At 68.9% G+C, this 19,087-nt stretch carries 20 protein-coding genes and 2 tRNA genes; 18 read left to right on the top strand and 4 right to left on the bottom strand.

The features are described 5' to 3' along the window. The first annotated feature begins 2 nt into the window (after positions 1-2). The 7 genes from BO221_RS34220 to BO221_RS34190 all read left to right on the top strand — a co-directional run bounded on the left by BO221_RS34220 (position 3) and on the right by BO221_RS34190 (position 4,467). Positions 3-839 carry an alpha/beta hydrolase gene (locus tag BO221_RS34220; RefSeq protein WP_073565054.1) on the top strand — a complete coding sequence of 279 codons (837 nt, stop codon included), beginning with the start codon at positions 3-5 and terminating at the stop codon, positions 837-839. A 66-nt stretch (positions 840-905) separates the two neighbouring features. After that, on the top strand, positions 906-1,250 hold the full coding sequence (gene bacN / locus BO221_RS34215; RefSeq protein WP_043389032.1) for a bactofilin BacN: 345 nt from the start codon (positions 906-908) through the stop codon (positions 1,248-1,250). 48 nt (positions 1,251-1,298) lie between these two features. Beyond that, positions 1,299-1,625: a polymer-forming cytoskeletal protein gene (locus BO221_RS34210; protein ID WP_043389034.1), complete on the top strand. Its 327-nt coding sequence runs from the start codon at positions 1,299-1,301 to the stop codon at positions 1,623-1,625. A gap of 3 nt (positions 1,626-1,628) precedes the next feature. Next, on the top strand, positions 1,629-2,327 hold the full coding sequence (locus BO221_RS34205) for a polymer-forming cytoskeletal protein (RefSeq protein WP_073565053.1): 699 nt from the start codon (positions 1,629-1,631) through the stop codon (positions 2,325-2,327). A gap of 81 nt (positions 2,328-2,408) precedes the next feature. Continuing rightward, entirely contained in the window at positions 2,409-3,275 is an 867-nt protein-coding gene (locus BO221_RS34200) for a ParB N-terminal domain-containing protein (protein ID WP_073565156.1), read from the top strand. Further along, on the top strand, positions 3,272-3,841 hold the full coding sequence (gene pyrE, locus BO221_RS34195) for an orotate phosphoribosyltransferase (RefSeq protein ID WP_083681786.1): 570 nt from the start codon (positions 3,272-3,274) through the stop codon (positions 3,839-3,841). Before BO221_RS34200 ends, pyrE begins: the two co-directional genes overlap by 4 nt. Next, positions 3,838-4,467, top strand: a complete 630-nt coding sequence (locus BO221_RS34190; protein ID WP_073565052.1) for a hypothetical protein — start codon at positions 3,838-3,840, stop codon at positions 4,465-4,467. The genes pyrE and BO221_RS34190 overlap by 4 nt, the downstream gene beginning before the upstream one ends. A 15-nt stretch (positions 4,468-4,482) precedes the next feature. Here BO221_RS34190 and BO221_RS34185 read toward each other — a convergent pair whose 3' ends face one another. Further along, on the bottom strand, positions 4,483-5,079 hold the full coding sequence (locus BO221_RS34185) for a TIGR00730 family Rossman fold protein (RefSeq protein ID WP_073565154.1): 597 nt from the start codon (positions 5,077-5,079) through the stop codon (positions 4,483-4,485). A gap of 23 nt (positions 5,080-5,102) precedes the next feature. Beyond that, the gene (gene nadB, locus BO221_RS34180; RefSeq protein WP_073565051.1) at positions 5,103-6,692 is read right to left on the bottom strand and encodes an L-aspartate oxidase; all 1,590 of its coding nucleotides are present in this window, start codon (positions 6,690-6,692) and stop codon (positions 5,103-5,105) included. Positions 6,693-6,779: 87 nt separating this feature from the next. Between nadB and BO221_RS34175 the strand changes: the two genes are divergently transcribed. The 9 genes from BO221_RS34175 to BO221_RS34135 all read left to right on the top strand — a co-directional run bounded on the left by BO221_RS34175 (position 6,780) and on the right by BO221_RS34135 (position 14,443). Further along, on the top strand, positions 6,780-7,466 hold the full coding sequence (locus BO221_RS34175) for a lytic transglycosylase domain-containing protein (RefSeq protein WP_073565050.1): 687 nt from the start codon (positions 6,780-6,782) through the stop codon (positions 7,464-7,466). Further along, positions 7,420-8,931: a tetratricopeptide repeat protein gene (locus tag BO221_RS34170; RefSeq protein ID WP_073565049.1), complete on the top strand. Its 1,512-nt coding sequence runs from the start codon at positions 7,420-7,422 to the stop codon at positions 8,929-8,931. Before BO221_RS34175 ends, BO221_RS34170 begins: the two co-directional genes overlap by 47 nt. Before the next feature lie 11 nt (positions 8,932-8,942). Beyond that, positions 8,943-9,632, top strand: a complete 690-nt coding sequence (pgsA, locus tag BO221_RS34165) for a CDP-diacylglycerol--glycerol-3-phosphate 3-phosphatidyltransferase (RefSeq protein WP_073565048.1) — start codon at positions 8,943-8,945, stop codon at positions 9,630-9,632. A gap of 82 nt (positions 9,633-9,714) precedes the next feature. Continuing rightward, positions 9,715-9,789 (top strand) — tRNA-Gly (locus BO221_RS34160). A 14-nt stretch (positions 9,790-9,803) separates the two neighbouring features. After that, positions 9,804-9,878, top strand: a tRNA-Gly gene (locus BO221_RS34155). A 171-nt stretch (positions 9,879-10,049) separates the two neighbouring features. Then, positions 10,050-10,832 carry an ABC transporter permease gene (locus BO221_RS34150; protein WP_073565047.1) on the top strand — a complete coding sequence of 261 codons (783 nt, stop codon included), beginning with the start codon at positions 10,050-10,052 and terminating at the stop codon, positions 10,830-10,832. A gap of 8 nt (positions 10,833-10,840) precedes the next feature. After that, entirely contained in the window at positions 10,841-12,169 is a 1,329-nt protein-coding gene (locus BO221_RS34145) for an ABC transporter ATP-binding protein (RefSeq protein WP_073565046.1), read from the top strand. A 19-nt stretch (positions 12,170-12,188) separates the two neighbouring features. Next, positions 12,189-13,022: a glycosyltransferase family 2 protein gene (locus BO221_RS34140; protein WP_233166372.1), complete on the top strand. Its 834-nt coding sequence runs from the start codon at positions 12,189-12,191 to the stop codon at positions 13,020-13,022. After that, positions 13,019-14,443 (top strand): glycosyltransferase family A protein, encoded by a 1,425-nt coding sequence (locus tag BO221_RS34135; RefSeq protein ID WP_083681784.1) that lies wholly within the window; start codon positions 13,019-13,021, stop codon positions 14,441-14,443. Before BO221_RS34140 ends, BO221_RS34135 begins: the two co-directional genes overlap by 4 nt. A gap of 62 nt (positions 14,444-14,505) precedes the next feature. Here BO221_RS34135 and BO221_RS34130 read toward each other — a convergent pair whose 3' ends face one another. Both BO221_RS34130 and BO221_RS34125 read right to left on the bottom strand, forming a co-directional pair. Continuing rightward, positions 14,506-15,423: a hypothetical protein gene (locus tag BO221_RS34130; protein WP_073565043.1), complete on the bottom strand. Its 918-nt coding sequence runs from the start codon at positions 15,421-15,423 to the stop codon at positions 14,506-14,508. Next, positions 15,420-16,679, bottom strand: coding sequence for a glycosyltransferase (locus tag BO221_RS34125; RefSeq protein WP_073565042.1), 1,260 nt, complete (start codon positions 16,677-16,679; stop codon positions 15,420-15,422). The genes BO221_RS34130 and BO221_RS34125 overlap by 4 nt, the downstream gene beginning before the upstream one ends. Positions 16,680-16,970: 291 nt before the next feature. Between BO221_RS34125 and rffA the strand changes: the two genes are divergently transcribed. Next, on the top strand, positions 16,971-18,092 hold the full coding sequence (rffA, locus tag BO221_RS34120; protein ID WP_073565041.1) for a dTDP-4-amino-4,6-dideoxygalactose transaminase: 1,122 nt from the start codon (positions 16,971-16,973) through the stop codon (positions 18,090-18,092). Continuing rightward, positions 18,082-19,077 (top strand): glycosyltransferase, encoded by a 996-nt coding sequence (locus BO221_RS34115; RefSeq protein WP_073565040.1) that lies wholly within the window; start codon positions 18,082-18,084, stop codon positions 19,075-19,077. Before rffA ends, BO221_RS34115 begins: the two co-directional genes overlap by 11 nt. Positions 19,078-19,087 lie beyond the last annotated feature (10 nt).

Below are 19,087 nucleotides of genomic sequence, written 5' to 3'. Positions count from 1 at the left end.
CTATGGCGCGCTTCGACGAGGGCTTCTTCACCGGGAAGGACGGGCTGCGGCTGTACTGGATGTCCGAGCAGCCGGATGAACCCCGCGCGCACGTGGCGGTGGTGCACGGCTACGGAGATCACATCGGCCGCTACCGCACGACGTTCGACGCCCTCACGGCCCAGGGTTTCGCCGTGCACGGCTTCGACTACCGGGGCCATGGCCGCGCCGATGGGCGCCGCGGCTTCTGCGCCAGCTGGCCGGACTACCTGGATGACCTGGCGGCCTTCTGGGAGCGGGTGCGGAGCGCGGCCGGTGGGCGCAAGGTCTTCGTGCTCGCGCACAGCCATGGCGGCCTGATGTCGGTGCACCTGTTGGGGCGCGGCGGCCTCCAGGGCGTGAGCGGCATGGTGCTGTCAGCACCTTATTTCAAGCTCGCCATCACGCCGCCGGCACTGAAGCTCGCGGCCGCCCGGGCGGTGGGCCGGGTCCTCCCGTGGATGCCCATCAAGACGGAGCTCACGCCCAAGGACCTGAGCCGGGACGAGGCGGTGCAGGAGGCGGTACGTCAGGACCCCCTCTACAATCACATCGTGACCCCGCGCTGGTTCATCCAGTCCACCGAGGCCCAGGCCCGGGTGATGACACTCGCTCCGGAGGTGAAGGTGCCGCTCTTCCTGCTCAGCGGAGCGGAGGACGGCGTGGCGAGTGTGGAGACCGGACGCGCCTTTTTCGAGGCCGTGGGCTCCAAGGACAAGGTGTACAAGGTGTATCAGGGGATGCGCCACGAGCCGCTCAACGAGCTCGGCAAAGAGGAGGTCCAGGGCGATATCTCCAACTGGATCTCCGCGCATCTCTGACGTAGGTTCAAATTCCTTACAGAGCAAACTTCGTTATCGCGAGGGCGCTTTTCCGAGGGTCACCGCATGGCACAGGGCGAGCAGACGGGCATCATCGGCAAGGGCATCATCATCCGGGGCAACCTGACGGGTGGTGGGGACCTCATCATCGAGGGACGGGTGGAGGGGCAGATCGCCCTGAAGAACCACCTGACCATCGAGGGTACGGGCAAGGTTCAGGCGGACATCCGCGCGGAGGAGCTGACCATCAACGGCGAGGCGAGCGGCAACATCGACGCCTCGGGCCGGGTGGCCATCAACGCCTCGGCGAAGGTCGCGGGGGACATCAAGGCCCCGCGCGTGGTCATCGAGGATGGAGCGGTGTTCAACGGCTCCATCGAGATGGACGTGAAGCTGCCGGACGACATCTAAACGGGCCCCCGGGCCCGCAGCACCCTTCGGGAGGGGTGGACAACACTCATGGCGAATACGGTCATTGGTTCGAGCATTGTCATCGATGGTGAGATCTCCGGCGACGAGGACCTGGTCATCCAGGGCACGGTGAAGGGGAAGATCTCCTTGAAGGAGAGCCTCTTCGTCGAGGGGAGCGGCGTGGTCGAGGCCGACATCGAGACGCAGAACGTGGAGATCGCCGGCCGGGTCACGGGCAACATCGCGGCTTCGGACAAGGTGGAGCTGAAGACGGACTGCCGCGTGGTGGGCGACATCAAGGCCCCGCGCATCCTCATCGCCGATGGTGCCTCCTTCAAGGGCAACGTCGACATGGACATTCCGAAGGAGCGCTGATCCTTGGCCACTGCGAAGGAACTGGCCCCTGGGGCCGTCAACAACACCGTGGTCGGTCAGTCCATCCTCATCAGCGGCAAGCTGACGGGTGACGAGGACTTGACCGTGCGCGGCCGCGTGGAGGGCGAGCTCACGCTGAGCCGCACCCTCATCGTGGAGCCCACGGGCGTGGTGAAGGCGAACGTGGCGGTGAAGAACGCCATCGTGAGCGGCGTGGTGGTGGGCAACATCAACGCCACCGAGAGCGTGGAGCTCACCCGCGAGGGCCGCATGGTGGGCGACATCCACGCCCCCCGCGTCATCATCGTGGACGGTGCGAGCTTCCGCGGCCGCGTGGACATGGGTGAGGTGGAGCCGGGCCGCATGCCGTCTGATCGCTCGGCCCTGCCGCGTCCGACTGGTGCCACCGTGCGTCCCGCGGTGCGTCCGGGCGCCGCTCCGGCCCGTCCGGCGCTGCCGGGTGCCCGTCCCACGCCGCCGGCCGCTCCCGCTGCCCAGGCCCGTCCGGCCGCGGCTCCGGCTCGTCCGGCGCCTCCGCCCGCTCCGGCGGCGGCCCGCCCGGCACCCCCTGCGCCGCCCGCGGCCAGGACCGCCGAGCCTACCCGCCCCGAGCCTCCCCGGCCGCCGGCCGCCGCACCGGTCCCGCCGACCGTGGCCGAGGCCGCCAGGAAGAAGGTCGTGGTGAAGAAGAAGGGTCGTTAAAGCGTTGTGGTGGCGCTCCTGCGCCACCGCACCGCCGTCCCGGCGCTACGACGGGCCGATCCAAGGGTGCCGATGAACGCCATGAACGCCGAGAACAGAATCGACGAGGTGGACGCGAAGCCGAGCACCCCGGCCGAGGAGTCGTCGCCCGGGGAGTCCGCTCCCGAGTCGTCCGCCGTTTCCTCCGGTCAGGAGGGGACGGCGGAGGCTTCCGCGTCCGAGACCGCCCAGGCCGCCCCCTCCGAGCAGCAGGAGGGTGGGGCGCAGGGCAATGAGCAGCCAGAGAGCGCGCAGTCCGCGATTCCTCCCGAGGGGATGGAAGCCGTGGCGCCGCGCCGCCGGGGGCACGTGGCTCCCGCGCACATTCCCCTGGAGCGGATCGACGAGGACACCACCTTCCAGATCCGCCCGCCGGGAGATCTGTCCGCACTGGCCACCGACCTGGCGAGGCTGGGACAGCTCTTCCCGGTGGACGTGCGCTTCAAGCCGCCGGACCGCTTCCAGATCATCTCCGGCTTCCGCCGGGTGGCGGCGATGCGGTTCCTCAAGCGGGACCGGGTGCTGGCCCGCCTGCACACGGACCTGTCGGACGAGGACGCGCTGCTGATGGCGCTGGCCTCGGCCATCCACGCCTCGCCGGTGGACGCGGAGGAGCTGGAGGCCCTGAAGGCGCGGCTCGAGACCGAGGGGCGGTTGACGCCCATCGCCCGGGACATGCTGGACAAGGCGCTGGTGTCCCCCGACGAGTCGCTGGCCTCCGAGACGGTGGATGAGGAGGTCGACGCGGACGAGCTGGCCGCCGAGGCCACCCAGCGGCTGGTGGATATCAACCAGGATCTCGCGCTGCTGGCGGACGTGTTCGCGGACCTGGATGAGACGCGCAAGCAGGAGCTGCTCACCCAGCTGCGCTACTCCTCGGATCTCGTGGCCTGGCTGGAGCGCCTGTGACGGTGGACGCCCTCGCGCGGGACAGGGCCCGTTTGTTGGAGGTGCTCACCGAGCGCTCCTTCGAGCGGCGCAAGGTGGTGCTGTCGTCCGGCAAGGAGTCGGACTTCTACATCGACTGCAAGCGCACGGCGCTGCTGGCCGAGGGGCACTTCCTCATCGGCCGGCTGCTGCTGCAGGCCGTGCGGCGCGAGGCCTCCGAGGCGGTGGCGGTGGGCGGGCTGACGCTGGGCGCGGATCCGCTCGCGTCGGCCGTCAGCCTGACGAGCTACCTGTCGGGCACGCCCCTGCATGCCTTCATCGTCCGCAAGGAGCCCAAGGGCCATGGCACCGGCCAGTGGATCGAGGGCATGAAGGCACTCGCTCCCGGAGCACCGGTGGCCATCCTGGAGGACGTGGTGACCACGGGCGGCTCCACGCTCAAGGCAATCGAGCGGGCTCAGCTGGAAGGACTGCGGGTGCTTGGGGCGTTCGCGTTGGTGGATAGACTGGAGGGCGGACGCGAGGCGGTCGAGGCCGCCGGACACCGGCTCTTCACCCTGTACACCCGCAAGGACTTCATTCCATGAAGATGCAGTTGCGGCTCGGCGCGCTGATGATGGCGCTCGCGGGCTGTGTCTCGACGCCTCCCACGCTGGGAGATCCGCCGCCCGGTTTCAAGGACGAGAAACGGGAGCTCAGCTACCAGTCGGTGCTGGAGAAGTACACGGATCGCGCCGAGCTCTACGCGGGCTTCGACACGGTGATGTTCGCCGCGGCCACGCTGCAGACGCAGGCCTTCCGCGAGGCCCGCGTGCGCCGCGAGGGCTCCTTCAAGGCCCTGACGCAGGATCGCGTGCAGGAGATCCTCACCCAGGAGTTCGCGGAGGCGGCCAGGACGAACGAGTTCTTCCTCGGCGTCCACGTCTTCAACTACCGCTACGAGGACTTCGACCGTCCGTCGTCCATCTGGAACATGGTGATGGTGACGCCCGCGGGCGAGCTGAAGCCCGTGAGCGTGGAGCGGGTGGGGCGCGCGGACATGGAGATGCGCTCCTTCTACCCGTACATGGGTACCTTCTGGGTGGGCTACCGCGTGCGCTTCCCCGCCGCCTACCCGGATGGCAGGCCCGTCATCACCGAGAGCATGGGGCACGTGGTGCTGCGCATGGCCTCGTCGCTCGGCAAGGTGGAGATGCGGGTGCACGCGCGCTGACGTGCCCCCGAAGTCTCACGTCTGATCGGGCCGCAGCACCGGCTTGTCCGGCGCGAGCGGCTGCCCGGCCCGCTGGAGCTGATCCAACAACGCGGCCGGAGAGGCGTCGCAGGCGAAGGGTTGGGCGCGCGCCTCGGGGATGAAGCCCTCGTCCACCGCACGCCGCATCATCGCGAGCAGCGGCCCGTAGAAGTCCGCCACGTTGAGCAGGCCGATGGGCTTGTGGTGGAGGCCGAGCTGGGCCCAGGTGGTGATCTCGAAGAGCTCCTCGAAGGTGCCCACGCCGCCGGGCATGGCGATGAAGGCGTCCGAGAGCTGGGCCATCATCGCCTTGCGCGTGTGCATGGAGTCCACCAGGTGCAGCTCGGTGAGCCCCTTGTGGGCGCGCTCCCGCTCGCTCAGGAAGAATTGGGGCAGCACGCCCACCACCTTGCCCCCCTGCGCGAGGGCCGCGTCCGCCATCGCGCCCATCAACCCCACGCTGGTGCCGCCGTAGACGAGCGTGAGCCCCCGCCGGGCGATCTCCGTGCCCAGGGCTCTGGCCCCCTCGAGGTACTCCGGCCGGGCTCCCATCCGCGAGCCACAGAAGACACAGACCGATTTCAGTTCCATTTCGGGACGCTCCTCCAGGGCGCTCACAGCTCGCGGCGGACGACGGTGTCGTGCTTCCAGTGGTGCTCGTCCGTGTTGGGGTAGTCGAGCGTGAAGTGCAGGCCGCGGCTCTCCTTGCGCCGGCTGGCGCAGTCGACGATCAGGCTGGCCACCTCGCAGATGTTGCGCAGCTCGATCACATCGCGCGTCACCTTGAAGCGCCAGTAGTAGTCGCGGATCTCCTCGCGCAGCAGTTCCAGCCGGCGGCGTGCCCGCATCAGCCGCTTGTCCGTGCGGACGATGCCCACGTAGTTCCACATGAGGCGGCGGATCTCATCCCAGTTGTGGGTGACCACGACGCTCTCGTCCGAGGCCACCGCGCTGCCCTCGTCCCACTCGGGAGGATCCTCCTTGGGCGGGGAGAGGGTGCGGAGCTCCTCGGCGCAGATGGCGGCGGCGCGGTGGCCGAAGACGAGCCCCTCCAGCAGCGAGTTGGAGGCGAGCCGGTTGGCGCCGTGCAGGCCGGTGTGGGCCACCTCGCCGATGGCGTAGAGGCCCGGCACGTTGGTGCGGCCGTACAGGTCCGTCACCACGCCGCCGCACATGTAGTGGGCCGCGGGCACCACGGGGATGGGCTGCACGGCCATGTCGATGTTGAAGGCCTTGCACGTGGTGTAGATGTTGGGGAAGCGCTCCATGATGAAGGCTCGCCCCAGGTGCGTCATGTCCAGGAAGACGCTGTCGTCTCCAGTGCGCTTGAGCTCCGCGTCGATGGCGCGCGCCACCACGTCGCGCGGGGCCAGCTCGCCCATCCGGTGGTAGCGGTCCATGAACTGCTGACCGTTGCGCAGCCGCAGCTTGCCGCCCTCGCCGCGCAGCGCCTCGCTGATGAGGAAGCTCTTGGCCTCCGGGTGGTACAGGCAGGTGGGGTGGAACTGGTAGAACTCCATGTTGGCCACCTCGGCCCCCGCCCGGTACGCCATGGCCACGCCGTCGCCCGTGGCCACGTCCGGGTTGGAGGTGTAGAGGTACACCTTGCCCGCCCCTCCCGTGGCCAGCACCGTCACCTTTCCCAGGAAGCGCTCGATGTGGCCCTCGGCCGTGAGCGCGTACACGCCCAGGCACCGGCCCGGAGAGCCCGGCCCCGCCTTTCGATCCAGGATCAGATCGATGGCCGAGGTGTTCTGGAAGAAGGTGATGTTGGGCTGCTCGTCACAGGCGTCCATCAGCGCCCGCTGCACCTCGCGCCCGGTGATGTCGCCCGAGTGGATGATGCGGCGCTGGGAATGCCCGCCCTCGCGCGTCAGGTCGAACTCGCCCGTGGCCCGCCGGTTGAAGTCCGCCCCCAACTGCACCAGCTCCCGGATGCGCTCGGGGCCCTCGCGCACCGTCACCTCCACCGCGTCCAGGTGGTTGATGCCGGCACCGGCCTCCAGGGTGTCCTTGATGTGCGCCTCGAAGGTGTCCGTGGGCGACAGCACGCTGGCGATACCACCCTGGGCATAGGCCGTGTTGCCCTCGTGCCTGTCCCGCTTGGTGAGGACCGCGACGGTGCCGTGCCGGGCCGCCTGGAGGGCCAGCGAGAGACCGGCCACACCACCGCCCAAAACCAGGAAGTCGAACCGATGGGGCATGTGTCAGCCCCTTAATGGCTGTAAGTGCCGGAAACAAGGCGATTTCTTGAGGACTTTTGGCCGGGGATCTAAGGTTGGGGGGCCGATATGCGAGCCATTTCCTTCCTGCTGCTGCCCGCGCTGTTGCTTGCCCCCCTGGGTGCCCAGGCGGAGGGCATCTACCGGTACGTGGAGAAGGACGGGACCATCGTCTACACGAACGTCCCGCCCGGCGGCGCCAAGAAGGCGAGCAAGCTCAAGGGCACCTTCAGCGAGGCGCCCGCGCCCTCCGCTCCCGTGAAGGGCCGGTCGCGCACCCCGGCGGAGCTGGAGCCGCACATCGTCAAGGCCGCCGAGCGCTACCGCATCCCCACCGCGCTGGTGCGGGCCATCATGCACACGGAGAGCAACTTCAACTCCAACGCGCTGTCCCCCAAGGGCGCCAGCGGGCTGATGCAGCTCATGCCGGCGACGGCCTCGGAGATGTACGTGAAGGACATCTTCGACACCCGGGACAACATCGAGGGTGGGGTGCGCTACCTGCGCGTGCTGGCCAACCTCTTCAACGGGGACATGGTGAAGATGGTGGCCGCGTACAACGCGGGCCCGGAGGCCGTGCGCAAGTATGGGGGCCAGGTACCGCCGTACGCGGAGACGCAGGCGTACGTTCGCAAGGTGCTCCAGCTCTACTACCATTATAAAGAGCGCGAACGGCTCACGAAGGACGAGCCCCGCGGGACGGATTCCGATGGCGACGACGCGCGTGACGGGGCGGGGGCAGAAGAGCCCCGTTGACGAGGAGTTCCTCAAGCAGCTCTATCAGGGGGGGGAGTTGCTGGCTCAGGGCCGTGTGCCCGAGGCGCGCCAACTGCTCGAGCGGGCCCACCAGCTCCAACCCCGGAACGAGAAGGGCCGCAACCTGCTCGGGCTGGCCTACTTCAAGCTGGGCCTCTTCGACCGGGCGGCGGAGATCTACGAAGCACTGGTGCGCGACAACCCGGTGGACGCCACGCTGCGCGTCAACCTGGGCCTCGTGTACCTGAAGACGAACGCCCTGCAGCGCGCGATGCGTGAGTTCGAGGCCGCGACGGACCTGCAGCCCGATCACCAGAAGGCGCACAACTACCTGGGGCTGGCCCTGGCGCAGGCCGGGGAGTACGGCCGCGCCCGCGAGCACTTCGTCAAGGCGGGCAGCGAGGCGATGGCGGAGAAGATGGCCAAGGCCATCGCGGGGGAGAAGGTCCTCCGGCCCTCCAGATCCATGCCCGTCGTTCCCCGGGCGCTCACGCCCCCCCCGCGTCCGCTGGCTCCCGTGGAAGGGGAGTGGGGCACGCAGTTCGGCCTGGACGAGACACCTTCCGCCGCGCCGAAGCCCGCGCCGGAGGAGGATCCGGACGACCTGCGGTTCGCCGAGGACGAGGGGCCCGGTGCCCTCACCGAGAACTCGCCAGGCGCGGCCGGCGCTCAGGCGCGGACCCGGGCGGACACCGTCGAGGCGGAGTCCGAAGCGGCCATCGCGGAGACGTCCCAGGCGGTGAAGCCGAGCGAGCCGCTGCCGCAGTCATTGGATGAGGCCGTTCCCGAGCTGCCGTCGAGGGTCGGTGCCTTCCGGCCGGGAGCGGACGTGCCCATGCTGGCGGAGCTGGTGCCCGCGCTGGCGCTGGCGGGGGCGAGCCAGGCCCAGCCCTTCCGGGTGGGCAATGGCAGCTTCTCCGCGCGCGTGGAGGGCGAGCTGCTCACGCGGTTGGATGGGCTGGTGGCCTATAGCGGGCAGATCCAGTTCCACCCGGAGGTGAAGCGCTTCCGGGGCCGGCCCACGGATGAGCCCTTCGGCGACGGCCCGGGCCGCTTCGTGCGCGCCAGTGGCCAGGGGGTGCTCTTCCTCGAGCCGCCCCCATCGCGCTCCTTCCTGGCGGTGGACCTGGGGGACGTGGGCGCCTACGTGCGCGAGGAGTGCCTCTTCGCCTTCGAGGAGGCGGTGGCCTTCGAGAATGGCAGGGTGCCCTCGGAGATGGCGTCGGACCTGAGCCTGGTGCACCTGCGAGGGCAGGGCAGGGTGGTGCTGAGTCTGGGCGGGACGCTGCGCTCGGTGTTCGTCGCGCAGGAGACGCCGGTGACGGTCCCCCTGTCCCACCTGGTGGGCTGGCAGGGCAAGGTGTCGCCCCGAGTGGTGTCGCTGCTGGGAGCGGAGGACGCTCCCCGTGTCGCCGTGGAACTGAGCGGTGAAGGATTTGCCCTCATCGCCCTGCCAGTCCGGTAGAAGGCCCCGCCATGGATCGAGCTGAGCGTGCGTTGCGGAGGAAGCAGAAGAAAGAGGAGCGGGCGCGGCGTCGGGCGGCGCGTCAGCCGAGCGTGCTCGTCCAGGAGTTCTGGAACCTCCCCAACATCCTGACGTTGGGCCGCATCTTCCTCATCCCCGTCTTCGTCTGGCTCACCTACGACGCGGATCCACTCTCCTCGCTGCTGGCGGCCGCGGTGTTCGCCGTGGCCTCCATCACCGACGTGGTGGACGGCTACCTGGCGCGCCGCTGGAACCTCATCACCGTGGTGGGCAAGTTCATGGATCCGCTGGCCGACAAGCTCATCGCCATGGCCGCACTGGTGATGATGGTGCGGCTGGGGCGCATCTCCGCCTGGGTCGTCATCGTGCTGCTGGCGCGCGAGTTCATCGTCAGCGGCCTGCGCACCATCGCGGCGAGCGAGGGCATGGTCATCGCCGCAGGGCAGGAGGGCAAGTGGAAGACCTCCCTCCAACTGGTGGGCATCATCTCACTGTGCGTGCACTACGAGCACATCATCGACGTGGGCTTCTACGCGGCGCCCGTGGACTTCAACAAGGTGGGCCAGTTGTTGGTCTACTTGTCGGGGGCGTTCTCGGTGTGGAGCGCCGTCGTGTACTTCCGCGCCTTCCTCTCCATGCTGGCCAGACGGGGAAGCGGAGCGGATGCACAGAAGGCTTGACGCACCTGGGACCGGACTGTATATCCCCCCTCGCTTTCGACGTCGCCGCGAGGCAACGCCGGGAGCAATCAGGACGAGTGACGCGGGAATAGCTCAGCGGTAGAGCATCGCCTTGCCAAGGCGAGGGTCGAGGGTTCAAATCCCTTTTCCCGCTCCACACACTCCTCTGATGCGGGAATAGCTCAGCGGTAGAGCATCGCCTTGCCAAGGCGAGGGTCGAGGGTTCAAATCCCTTTTCCCGCTCCAAAAAGAGGCTCCCTGGGAAACCAGGGAGCCTTTTTGTTTTCCGGGATGGGACGGGCCTGGTCTACATCCCCCTCATCGGCTGAAGGGGTCAGCGCAGGAGGAGATGGACGATCGCTCGTGTGTCCGCCTGCCTCGCTTCCTCTTTCTGGCCTGCTATATGAAGGCCGCCCCATGATTCGCCATTTTCGTGAGCTGTACCAATACCGGGGGTTGCTCATCAGCCTCGTGCAGCGCGAGCTGAAGGCCCGCTACCGCGGTTCGATCCTCGGGTTCTTCTGGACGTTCCTGAACCCGACCCTTCACATGCTGGTGTACGCGCTGCTCTTCACCGTGGTGATGCGGCAGAACATCCCGAACTACGCCTTCTTCATGTTCGTGGGCCTGCTGCCGTGGATCTGGTTCTCCAGCTCCGTGGGCGCTGGTGCGAGCACCATCAGCGATCGGCGGGATTTGATGACCAAGGTGCGCTTCCCGGCGCAGGTGCTGCCCACCACGGTGGTGGCCACCAACCTGGTCAACTACGTCCTGTCGCTGCCCCTCATGCTGATGTTGGGGGCGTTCTATGGCGTGTGGCCCACCTGGCACATCGTGGCCTTCCCAGTGGTGGTCGCCATCCAGCTCGTCTTCACCCTGGGGCTCGTCTACATCGTCTCCGCCGTCAACGTGACGTTCCGCGACCTGCAGCACATCGTGCAGAACCTGCTCACGCTCGGGTTCTTCGCCACGCCGGTGCTCTATCAGGCCAGCACCATCGCCAACGCGGAGGCCCGGACCCTGCTCACCCTGGCCAACCCCATGGCCATCCTCATCACCTCGTACCAGGCCATCTTCTACGAGCACCGGTTGCCGGAAGGGCTGCCGCTGCTGTCGTTGGGAGTGGCCTCGGTGGGGCTGCTCTGGACCGCCTCGTGGATCTTCGAGTCGCGGCGTGAGGAATTCGCGGAGTCCATCTAGTCCCCCCCATGCAAGAATCCATGGACGCCATCGTCATCCGTGACGTCGTGAAGAGCTTCCGGAAGCGGACCATCCGGGGCGAGTACACGACGTTCAAGTCCGAGCTGTTGCGCTGGCTGCGCGGTCAGCGCCAGCCCGATGAGGCCCGCCTCATCACCGCGCTGCGCGGCATCAACCTCACCATCCCCAGGGGCAAGACCATGGGGATCCTCGGGCGCAACGGCTCGGGGAAGAGCACGCTGCTCAAGCTCATCACCGGCATCTACGCGCCCACTTCCGGCACCATGGAGATCAACGGCCGCATCTCCGCGCTGCTGGACCTGGGAGCGGGCTTCCATCCGGACTTCTCCGGGCGGGAGAACATCCTCATCAACGGCATCATCCTGGGCATGAGCCGCGCCGAGGTGCGCGAGCGCATGGATGCCATCATCGCCTTCAGCGAGCTGGGCGAGTTCATCGATGAGCCGGTGCGCACCTACTCCAGCGGTATGTACATGCGGCTGGCCTTCGCGGTGGCCACCCACGTGGACCCGGACATCCTCATCATCGACGAGATCCTCGCCGTGGGCGACGAGCACTTCAGCAAGAAGAGCCTCGCCAAGATGACGGAGTTCAAGAAGCAGGGAAAGACGATCGTCCTGGTGACGCACGACCTGCAAACGGTGGCCAACTGGTGCGACAGCGCGGCGTGGCTGGATGGCGGGCGCATCCGCGAGGTGGGCGAGCCGGCCAAGGTCATCCGCCACTACCAGCAGGCGCTGCGGCTGGCCGAGGCCCAGGGCACACCGCTCACGGCCCCCGCCCTCACTCCCGGCGGCGGTGCACTCCCGGCGCTCCGGGGCTCCGAGACGTCCATCGCCACGGTGTCCGGCACCCAGGAGGCCGATGCCCCGCTCCCGGTGGAGCTCGTGTCGGTGGACCTCGTGGCCCCCACGGGGGAGACGGGGGTCGTGGTGGATACCGAGCAGGGCCTGGAAGTGCGCGTGGGATTCACCACCCGGCGGCCTCTGTCGGATGCGGGCTTCGCGGTGGACATCCGGCGCGAGGATGGCACCCAGGTCTACGCGACGAACACCTTCCTCGAGTCGGTGCCGCTGCCAGAGCCACTGCCGGATCAGGGCACGGTGCGCTTCGTCATCGAGCGCGTGGGCCTGTCCCCGGGCCGCTATACCCTGGACGTGTCAGCCCGCTCCTCCCAGGGCACTGTGTACTCCAACAGCCTCCAGCCGAGCACCTTCGAGGTGCGCTCACCCATCGGAGGCGAAGGTCTGGTTCGCCCGCCCCACCGGTGGATCATCGAGCCGGGAGCGGCACTCCAGCGCAGCGCGGCCTCGTGAGATGGAGCAGGAGGCGCGGGTGAATCGCCAGGCCAGAGGCGTCCGCTTGGGGGTCGTGCTGTACCGCAACTCCCGCCGTGAGCTGTGCCGGCTGGTGGCCTCGTTCGGGCTCAACCGGCGCTCGCCGGGCGTGGCCCCATTCGAGGTGATGTGGCTCGACAACTCGCCGGACGAGTCGCTGCGCGCGGTGCTGGAGGAATTGGAGCCCGGGGCCGACTACCGGCCCTCTGGCGGCAACCTGGGCTTCGGTCTGGCGCACAACCAGTTGATGGCGCGGGCCTTCGCCGAGCCTGGGGTGGCCCACTACGTGTGCGTCAACCCCGACGCGGTGCTGCACCCGGACTGCATCCGCGAGCTGGTGGCCGAGGCCGGGCGCCACGCGCGTACGGGCCTGGTGGAGGCCCGCATGTTCCCGGACGAGCACCCCAAGCCCTACCACCCCGTCACGCACGAGACGCCGTGGTGCTCGGGTTGCGTGCTGCTCATCACCCGCGAGCTGTACGAGGCCGAGGGCGGCTTCGATGAGCGCTTCTTCATGTACTGCGAGGACGTGGACCTGTCCTGGCGCGCACGGGCGGCGGGTTTCTCCACGCACGTGGCGCCCGCGGCGCTCGCCCACCACTACACGGTGACGCGCGAGGTGAGCAGCCGGCGCGAGCAGAGCGTGCGCCGCAGCGGTGTGCTGCTCGGTGCGAAGTATGGCAATGCCGCCTTCGCCAACTCCTGCCTGAAGAAGTACGAGGAGCTGGGTGGGCCGCCGTTGCCCGCGCCCGCCCTGGAGCGTCCCTCCCGCGCGCTCGCCCGGGTGGCGGATTTCTCCCACGGCTTCGACTTCGCGAGGGGACGCTGGTGAGACTGCCCGCCGACGTGGAACCGGCGCCGCTGCACGCATGGGTGCTCGAGCAGGTGGGGGCGGGGGCTCGTGTGCTGCTGCTCGCGCGCGACGAGGTGCTGGTGGAGCGGCTGAAGGCCGCCGGGTGTACCGTGCTCGAGCTGGAGGATGACTCGGCGCCGGACCGCTCGCTGGCGGAAAGGCTGGGCCGGTTGGCGCCCACCCACGTCGTGCTGTCCGCGGACGGTTCCCCGCCGGGCTTCGAGGAGACGCTGCGGACCGTGGCCGGGTCCGTGCCCTCCGCGACGCTCCTGGTGGGCGCGCGCAACGCGGCCTCCTCGACGGTGCTCCTGGAGGTGCTCTCCGGCCATGCGCCCGCGGTATCCGGAGCCACCGAAGCGTCCTTGACGCGTTGCTTCTCCGCGCTCGGACTGAAGGTGCTGGCGCGGCGCGCGGTGCCCTGTCAGCCCCGGACGGCACCTCTCGCCGCCGGGACGGAGGCCGCGCTGAGGGAGCTCCTCTCGCAGCTCTCCCCGGTGACCGGGGCCGACGTGTTGCTCTACGCGCTCGCTCCCTCTGGGTCTTCCGAGGAGGCCGCCTCGCGCGCCCACGTCCCGGGGCTGCTCAGTGTGGTGCTGTGGGCCGGGGAGTCCCAGACGCGCCCGCTGCTCGACGAGGCACTCTTCTCGCTCGCGTGCCAGGAGCAGCAGCCGTTGGAGATCGTCCTCGCCGCTCCCTTCCGGGACGAAGCCGCGCGTGAGTTGCTGGAGCGCTACCAGGCCATCGGCGGCTACACGTTCGAGCTCGTCGAGGCGGAGGCCCGGGCCGCCTTCGCCGAGGGACTCCGCCGTGCCAGGGGTCAGTATCTGGCCTTCCTCGATGCGGCGTGCATCGTCTACCCGGACCATTATGTGAAGCTCGTCCAGGCGCTGCGGGACGGAGAGGCCGCCTGGGCGGTGTCCCGCGCGCGGCGGACGCCCCTCGAGGGACTGGAGCGGTTCGTGCCCCACAAGCGGCCACTGCCGCTCGGCGAGCACCTCGAGCCGGCGCACCTCCACCGCGAACCGTCGCTGCTGTTCGCCCTGGTGGTGGACCGCGCGCGGCTGGGACCGTTCCCGCTGGAGCAGGCCGCGGAGCGTGCCTCCGAGCTGCCCCTGCGCCTCGCGGCGCTCTTCGAGCCCCTCTTCCTGGGCGGCATCGCCTCCTGCGAGCAACGCTTCACCGGCCCCGAAAAGGAAGGGCCGGCGGGACCTCTGCCGGAACTCCGGATGCTCACCCCGCTGAACATCCTGGAGGAGCGGGTGGAGCGGGCACGGGCCGATGGCGCGAGTGCGAAGGGCATGCGCCACCGCGTCATCGACGAGCTGAACAACCGCTTCCGCGAGCGCGTGCCGCGCCTGCATGGTGCGCTGAAGTCCCTGGCGGGCCGGCTGGTGCGGTGAGCCTCGCGCGTCCGGCGAGGGCAGGGTGGACGCCCTGGCCACCAGGGCCCCATGTCATGCGCTCAGCCCGTTGAGGGCCCGGCACTGGCAGGTCCGCGTTCCTCCGCGAAGCTCAGCAGCGAGGCGTCGTGGAGGAGCCGCTGGAAGAGCGCGGAGGCATCGAAGGCCTCGCGCACCTTCTGCCAGGCGCGCACGCGCACTGCGTGGAAGGAGCCCGGCCTCCGCACCAGCTCGTCCACCGCGCGCACCATGGCCTCTCCGCCGCGAACGAGGAATTCGTCCTCGGGCTCCACGCACCAGTCGGAGGGGAAGGGCGTCTCGGCGATGAGCAGCAGGCCCCGCGAGAGCGCCAGCATCGGCAGCGGATCGTTCCGGCCGAGGGGCTCGTGGGTGCTGTAGAGCAGCACACCCGCGCCCTCCAGCCGCTCCAGGAGCGCGGAAGTCTCCAGTCCCCGGGGGAGCGGCTCGATGTCCGCCCGTTCGCGAATCCGGTCCAGCACGGGGATGGAGGGCGAGGCCCATTCGGGGACGAGGATGCGGGTCCGATGCAGCCGGGGGCCTTCGGTGAAGCGGTGCGTGTCCACCGGCAGCGGGAGTGTCTGCAGCCAGGGGAGCGCGGCGAGCCTGGAGGGCACGGGGGATTCCGGCCAGCTGAGCCAGCGGAAACCCGAGCCTCCCGGCCGCACGAGCGCCAGCAGCTTCTCGAAGGTCTCCTCCCCGTCGAGCGGGACCGGGATGATGCCGATCTTCATCCCGGGGAGCCGCGCCACGACGTCCTGCGCGAGCCGCTGCGGCTCGAGGACGAGGCATGCCTCCGCGCCCCAGGCGCGCGCCTCGTCCGCTGCCAGGGCCCCCTCGTCCTCGCCCAGGGCGAGGAACCGGATCTCCGCCCACCCGGCGGTGCGCGGAACGTGCGGCTCGAGCATGGGCCGCCCGAGGATGGCCACCCTCATCCGTGCCGATGGCGCGAGGATCTTCATTCCAGCCTCCGGGTGAAGAACGCACGCACGGACTGTTTGACGCCGTCCGGCACCAGCCGCTTCAAGCCCTGGAAACCCGTGCTCTGCTTGAGCCTCCGGTAGCGCTCGAGCAGCAGCCGTTCTCCGGGGCCGGCATCCAGCGCGGCCTCCGTCACGTGCCGGACCTCGTCGAGCCAGTGCTCCTTGAGCGTCGCCACCGCCTCCAGCGCGGGGCGCAGGTGGCCGTTGCGCAGGCCCTCGCGATGGAGCCGCCGCAGCTCGCCCTCCAGCAGCCCGATGCTGGCCTCCCAGTCCGGGAAGGCGCGGGCGGTGCGGAGGGCCCCGGCCCTCAGGCGCTCGAGGTACGCGGGCGAGGCCGAGAGCACCCGCAGGTAATCCGTGAGCCTCCGGCGGTCATGCGGTGGGAACAGGAGCGAGTTCTCTCCGTGCACCATGTACTCGTCAGAGCCCGTCACGGTGTACGTGATGGCGGTGCCTCCCTGCGAGAACATCTCCAGCGGCGGGCCGAACATGCCCTCGACGCGCGACAGTTTGAGGAGCACGTCGTGGCGCTGGTACACGTGGCGGACGCGGTCGATGGGGATGCGCTCGTACACCTGGACGGGTTTGCCGCCCACCACCGGCGTCTGGCCGCCGCCGCTCGATGTGAGCCAGCCCACCTCGAAGTCCACGCGGGCGCGGGCCTCCTCGAGCAGCGCGAAGGTCTCGGCCACCCCCTTGAACTCGATGCCCCAGGGCCCCTCCACGAGCACTCGGAGCGGGCCCGTGCGCGGGGCGGGCGCCTCGACGCAGGGGAAATGCTCGCGGCTCAGCCCGTTGCGCACATAGAGCACCTGCCCCCCTGGCTGGACGGTGCGGATGAAGTCGGCCAGCCACCGCGCCTCGGTGACGAAGAGCAGCGGCAGCGAGTAGGTGATGCGGTTGAGATGCTTGAGGTGGGCCTCCGCGTGGAAGCGCGACTCGAGGCTCTGGTTCAGGTAGCCGTAGACGGCGCTGTCCAGGCGCCACAGGTCGAACCAGCTGAGCCACCACGTGGCGAAGGCGAAGTCGAAACGCTCCCGCGCAGCCTCCGTGAAGGACTGGAAGCGCAGCTCTGGCAGCCGCGGGTGCCACGGCGTAGAGGACAGGCGCACCGGCTGGTGGGTGACGAGCACCACCTCGTGGCCCAGCGCCTGCAACCGCCACGCGTACTCGATGATGACGTTGGCCCCGCCCGAGATGTTGCCGACGTCGCCTGCCAGGAAGGCAATCTTCATGGCTTCCTCCCTGCGGTCTGGAGACGCACTCGCTCCCCCGGGTGCTCGGTGGGGGAGCGCCGGGGCGGAGCGTGGCTCGGGTCTCTGCTCGGGTAGCTCAAGGCGCCTGCTCCCTTACAACCCGGGCGCCACGCCGCACAAGTCCACCGATGCAGCGGCCTCGCCGGCTTCCATGCACGCTGGCGGTGCGAGCGGAGCCGGCTGCCCACGCTGGGATGATTTTGGGTTTTTGACGCCTTCCCGTTGGCTCTGCTACCTAACGGCGTCTTCACGCGTCATCGCGGGGGTTGCATGATTCCGTTCAACAAACCAGTCCATCTCGGCACCGAGCTCACCGCCATGGCCGAGGCCATCCTGAAGAATGGCCATGTCGCGGGCGGGGGACCCTTCGGCAAGCGTTGTGAGGAGATGCTGGAGCGGATGCTCGGGCTGCGCACCCTGCTGGTGACGTCCTGTACGCATGCCCTCGAGATGGCCGCGCTGCTGTTGGAGATCGGGCCCGGCGACGAGTTCATCGTGCCGTCGTACACCTTCGTCTCCACGGCCAATGCCTTCGTGCTGCGTGGGGCCAGGCCCGTCTTCGCGGACGTGGACGCCCAGGGAAACCTCGACCTGGCGCACGTGGAGAAGCTGCTGGGGCCGCGCACCAAGGCCGTGGTGGTGGTCCACTACGCTGGCAATTCGTGTGACATGGAGGCCCTGCTGAAGCTGTGCGGCAAGGTTCCGGTGGTGGAGGACGCGGCCCAGGCCCTGGCGGCCAGCTTCGATGGGCGTCCGCTGGGCACCTTCGGCGTGTGCTCGGCGTTCAGCTTCCATGAGACGAAGAACATCGGTTGCGGAGAAGGCGGCGCGCTCACCCTGGGTGATGCGAACCTGGTCGACCGCGCCGAGTACATGCGCGACAAGGGCACCAACCGCCGCAAGTTCCAGCATGGCCTCGTGGACAAATACACGTGGGTGGATGTCGGCTCCAGCTACGTGCTGTCGGATCTCAACGCGGCCTACCTCAGCACGCAGTTGGAGGAGCTGTCGCGCATCCAGGCCCGCCGCCGGCAGATCTACTCGGCCTACGAGGAGGCGCTCACCGAGCCGGTGGAGCGGGTGGGCGGCTACGTCATCAAGGGCTCGCCCCGGAACACCGGCAACCAGCACCTGTTCGCCATGGTCTTCCGCTCGCCCGAGCACCGCACGGGCTTCATCGCCCACATGCGCAAGCACGACATCATCGCGCCCTTCCATTACGTGGCCCTGCACCAGTCGCCCATGGGCCAGCGGTTCCATGACGGCTCCCGGCTGCCCGGCTCCGAGCGGTTGACCGGGTGCCTGGTGCGGCTGCCGCTGTTCTTCAACATGACCGACGCGGAGCTCTCCACGGTCATCGGGCGGGCGCAGGAGTTCCTCCGTGCCCTCTGAACGGCTGCTGTCTGTCGTCATTCCGTGCTACCGCTCCCAGGGCTACCTGGAGAAGACCGTCTCGGAGTTGGTGGCGGCGCTCGAGCCCGAGGGGCCCTTCGAGATCATCCTCGTCAACGACGGCTCTCCGGACGACGTCCAGGAGGTCATCGATCGCCTGCATGCGAAGGATGCGCGCATCCGTTTCCTCGAGCTGGGCAGCAACCGTGGCCAGCACGCAGCGACGCTCAAGGGCTTCGCCATCGCGCGGGGCGATGCCGTCATCACACTCGACGATGACGGGCAGAACCCTCCAGAGGCGGGTCTGGCCGTGGCCCGGGCGTTGCGCGGCAGCCGCCACGACGTGGTGTATGGCCGCTTCCAAACCACGGCGCAGAATCTGCCGCGCCGGCTCGTCTCGCGGCTCAACCTGTGGCTCTTCAAGCACACCATGGGCAACCGCACGGGAATCCGGGTGACCAACGTGCGCGCGATCCGCGGAGACCTGGCCCGCATGCTGGGGCAGTCCGAGCAGATCTTCCCGTACATCGACTCGATGATCTTCCGCAGCACCCGCCGGGTGGGCGAGGTCACCGTGCCCCACAGGCGTCGCGACGCAGGGGAGTCCACGTACCGTATCCGCGATCTGTTCCGGTTGTGGTTGTCGCACATGAGCACCCTGACGGTGCTTCCGCTGCAGCTCGCCACGTGGGGTTCTTTCAGCGCATCGCTGTTCGGCCTGTTGCTGGGAGTGGTACAGATCGTCCGTGCGCTGATGTTGAATCAGGCTCCTCAGGGCTGGCTCTCGCTCTTCTGTGTTCTGACGTTCCTCTTCAGCCTGCTCTTCGCCTTCCTGGGCATCATCAGCACCTACCTGGGGCGGATGTATGTCTCGCTCAATGCCCGTGGTCAGGATTGGCTCCGCTCCTCGGGTGGGCTTGGCCCGTCCTCGGATATCGGCGGAGGCGAGCGGGCCTCGCGAGGCGGAGCGAGCCAGGCTGCTTGAGCGGTTGGGA

Origin of the sequence: Archangium sp. Cb G35 (genome assembly GCF_001896145.1) — a bacterium.
Classification (GTDB): domain Bacteria; phylum Myxococcota; class Myxococcia; order Myxococcales; family Myxococcaceae; genus Archangium; species Archangium violaceum.
The sequence above is the reverse complement of the archived record's forward strand: the minus strand, read 5'-3'. Positions and strand labels throughout refer to the sequence as shown.

Excerpts from the sequence above, each read along its gene's own strand:
- rffA (WP_073565041.1), top strand. The coding sequence starts at position 16,971 with ATGATTCCGTTCAACAAACCAGTCCATCTCGGCACCGAGCTCACCGCC.
- bacN (WP_043389032.1), top strand. The coding sequence starts at position 906 with ATGGCACAGGGCGAGCAGACGGGCATCATCGGCAAGGGCATCATCATC.
- BO221_RS34150 (WP_073565047.1), top strand. The coding sequence starts at position 10,050 with ATGATTCGCCATTTTCGTGAGCTGTACCAATACCGGGGGTTGCTCATC.
- BO221_RS34130 (WP_073565043.1), bottom strand. The coding sequence starts at position 15,423 with ATGAAGATCCTCGCGCCATCGGCACGGATGAGGGTGGCCATCCTCGGG.
- BO221_RS34145 (WP_073565046.1), top strand. The coding sequence starts at position 10,841 with ATGCAAGAATCCATGGACGCCATCGTCATCCGTGACGTCGTGAAGAGC.
- BO221_RS34175 (WP_073565050.1), top strand. The coding sequence starts at position 6,780 with ATGCGAGCCATTTCCTTCCTGCTGCTGCCCGCGCTGTTGCTTGCCCCC.
- BO221_RS34200 (WP_073565156.1), top strand. The coding sequence starts at position 2,409 with ATGAACGCCGAGAACAGAATCGACGAGGTGGACGCGAAGCCGAGCACC.
- BO221_RS34185 (WP_073565154.1), bottom strand. The coding sequence starts at position 5,079 with ATGGAACTGAAATCGGTCTGTGTCTTCTGTGGCTCGCGGATGGGAGCC.
- BO221_RS34125 (WP_073565042.1), bottom strand. The coding sequence starts at position 16,679 with ATGAAGATTGCCTTCCTGGCAGGCGACGTCGGCAACATCTCGGGCGGG.
- nadB (WP_073565051.1), bottom strand. The coding sequence starts at position 6,692 with ATGCCCCATCGGTTCGACTTCCTGGTTTTGGGCGGTGGTGTGGCCGGT.
- BO221_RS34190 (WP_073565052.1), top strand. The coding sequence starts at position 3,838 with ATGAAGATGCAGTTGCGGCTCGGCGCGCTGATGATGGCGCTCGCGGGC.
- BO221_RS34170 (WP_073565049.1), top strand. The coding sequence starts at position 7,420 with ATGGCGACGACGCGCGTGACGGGGCGGGGGCAGAAGAGCCCCGTTGAC.
- BO221_RS34220 (WP_073565054.1), top strand. The coding sequence starts at position 3 with ATGGCGCGCTTCGACGAGGGCTTCTTCACCGGGAAGGACGGGCTGCGG.
- pgsA (WP_073565048.1), top strand. The coding sequence starts at position 8,943 with ATGGATCGAGCTGAGCGTGCGTTGCGGAGGAAGCAGAAGAAAGAGGAG.
- BO221_RS34210 (WP_043389034.1), top strand. The coding sequence starts at position 1,299 with ATGGCGAATACGGTCATTGGTTCGAGCATTGTCATCGATGGTGAGATC.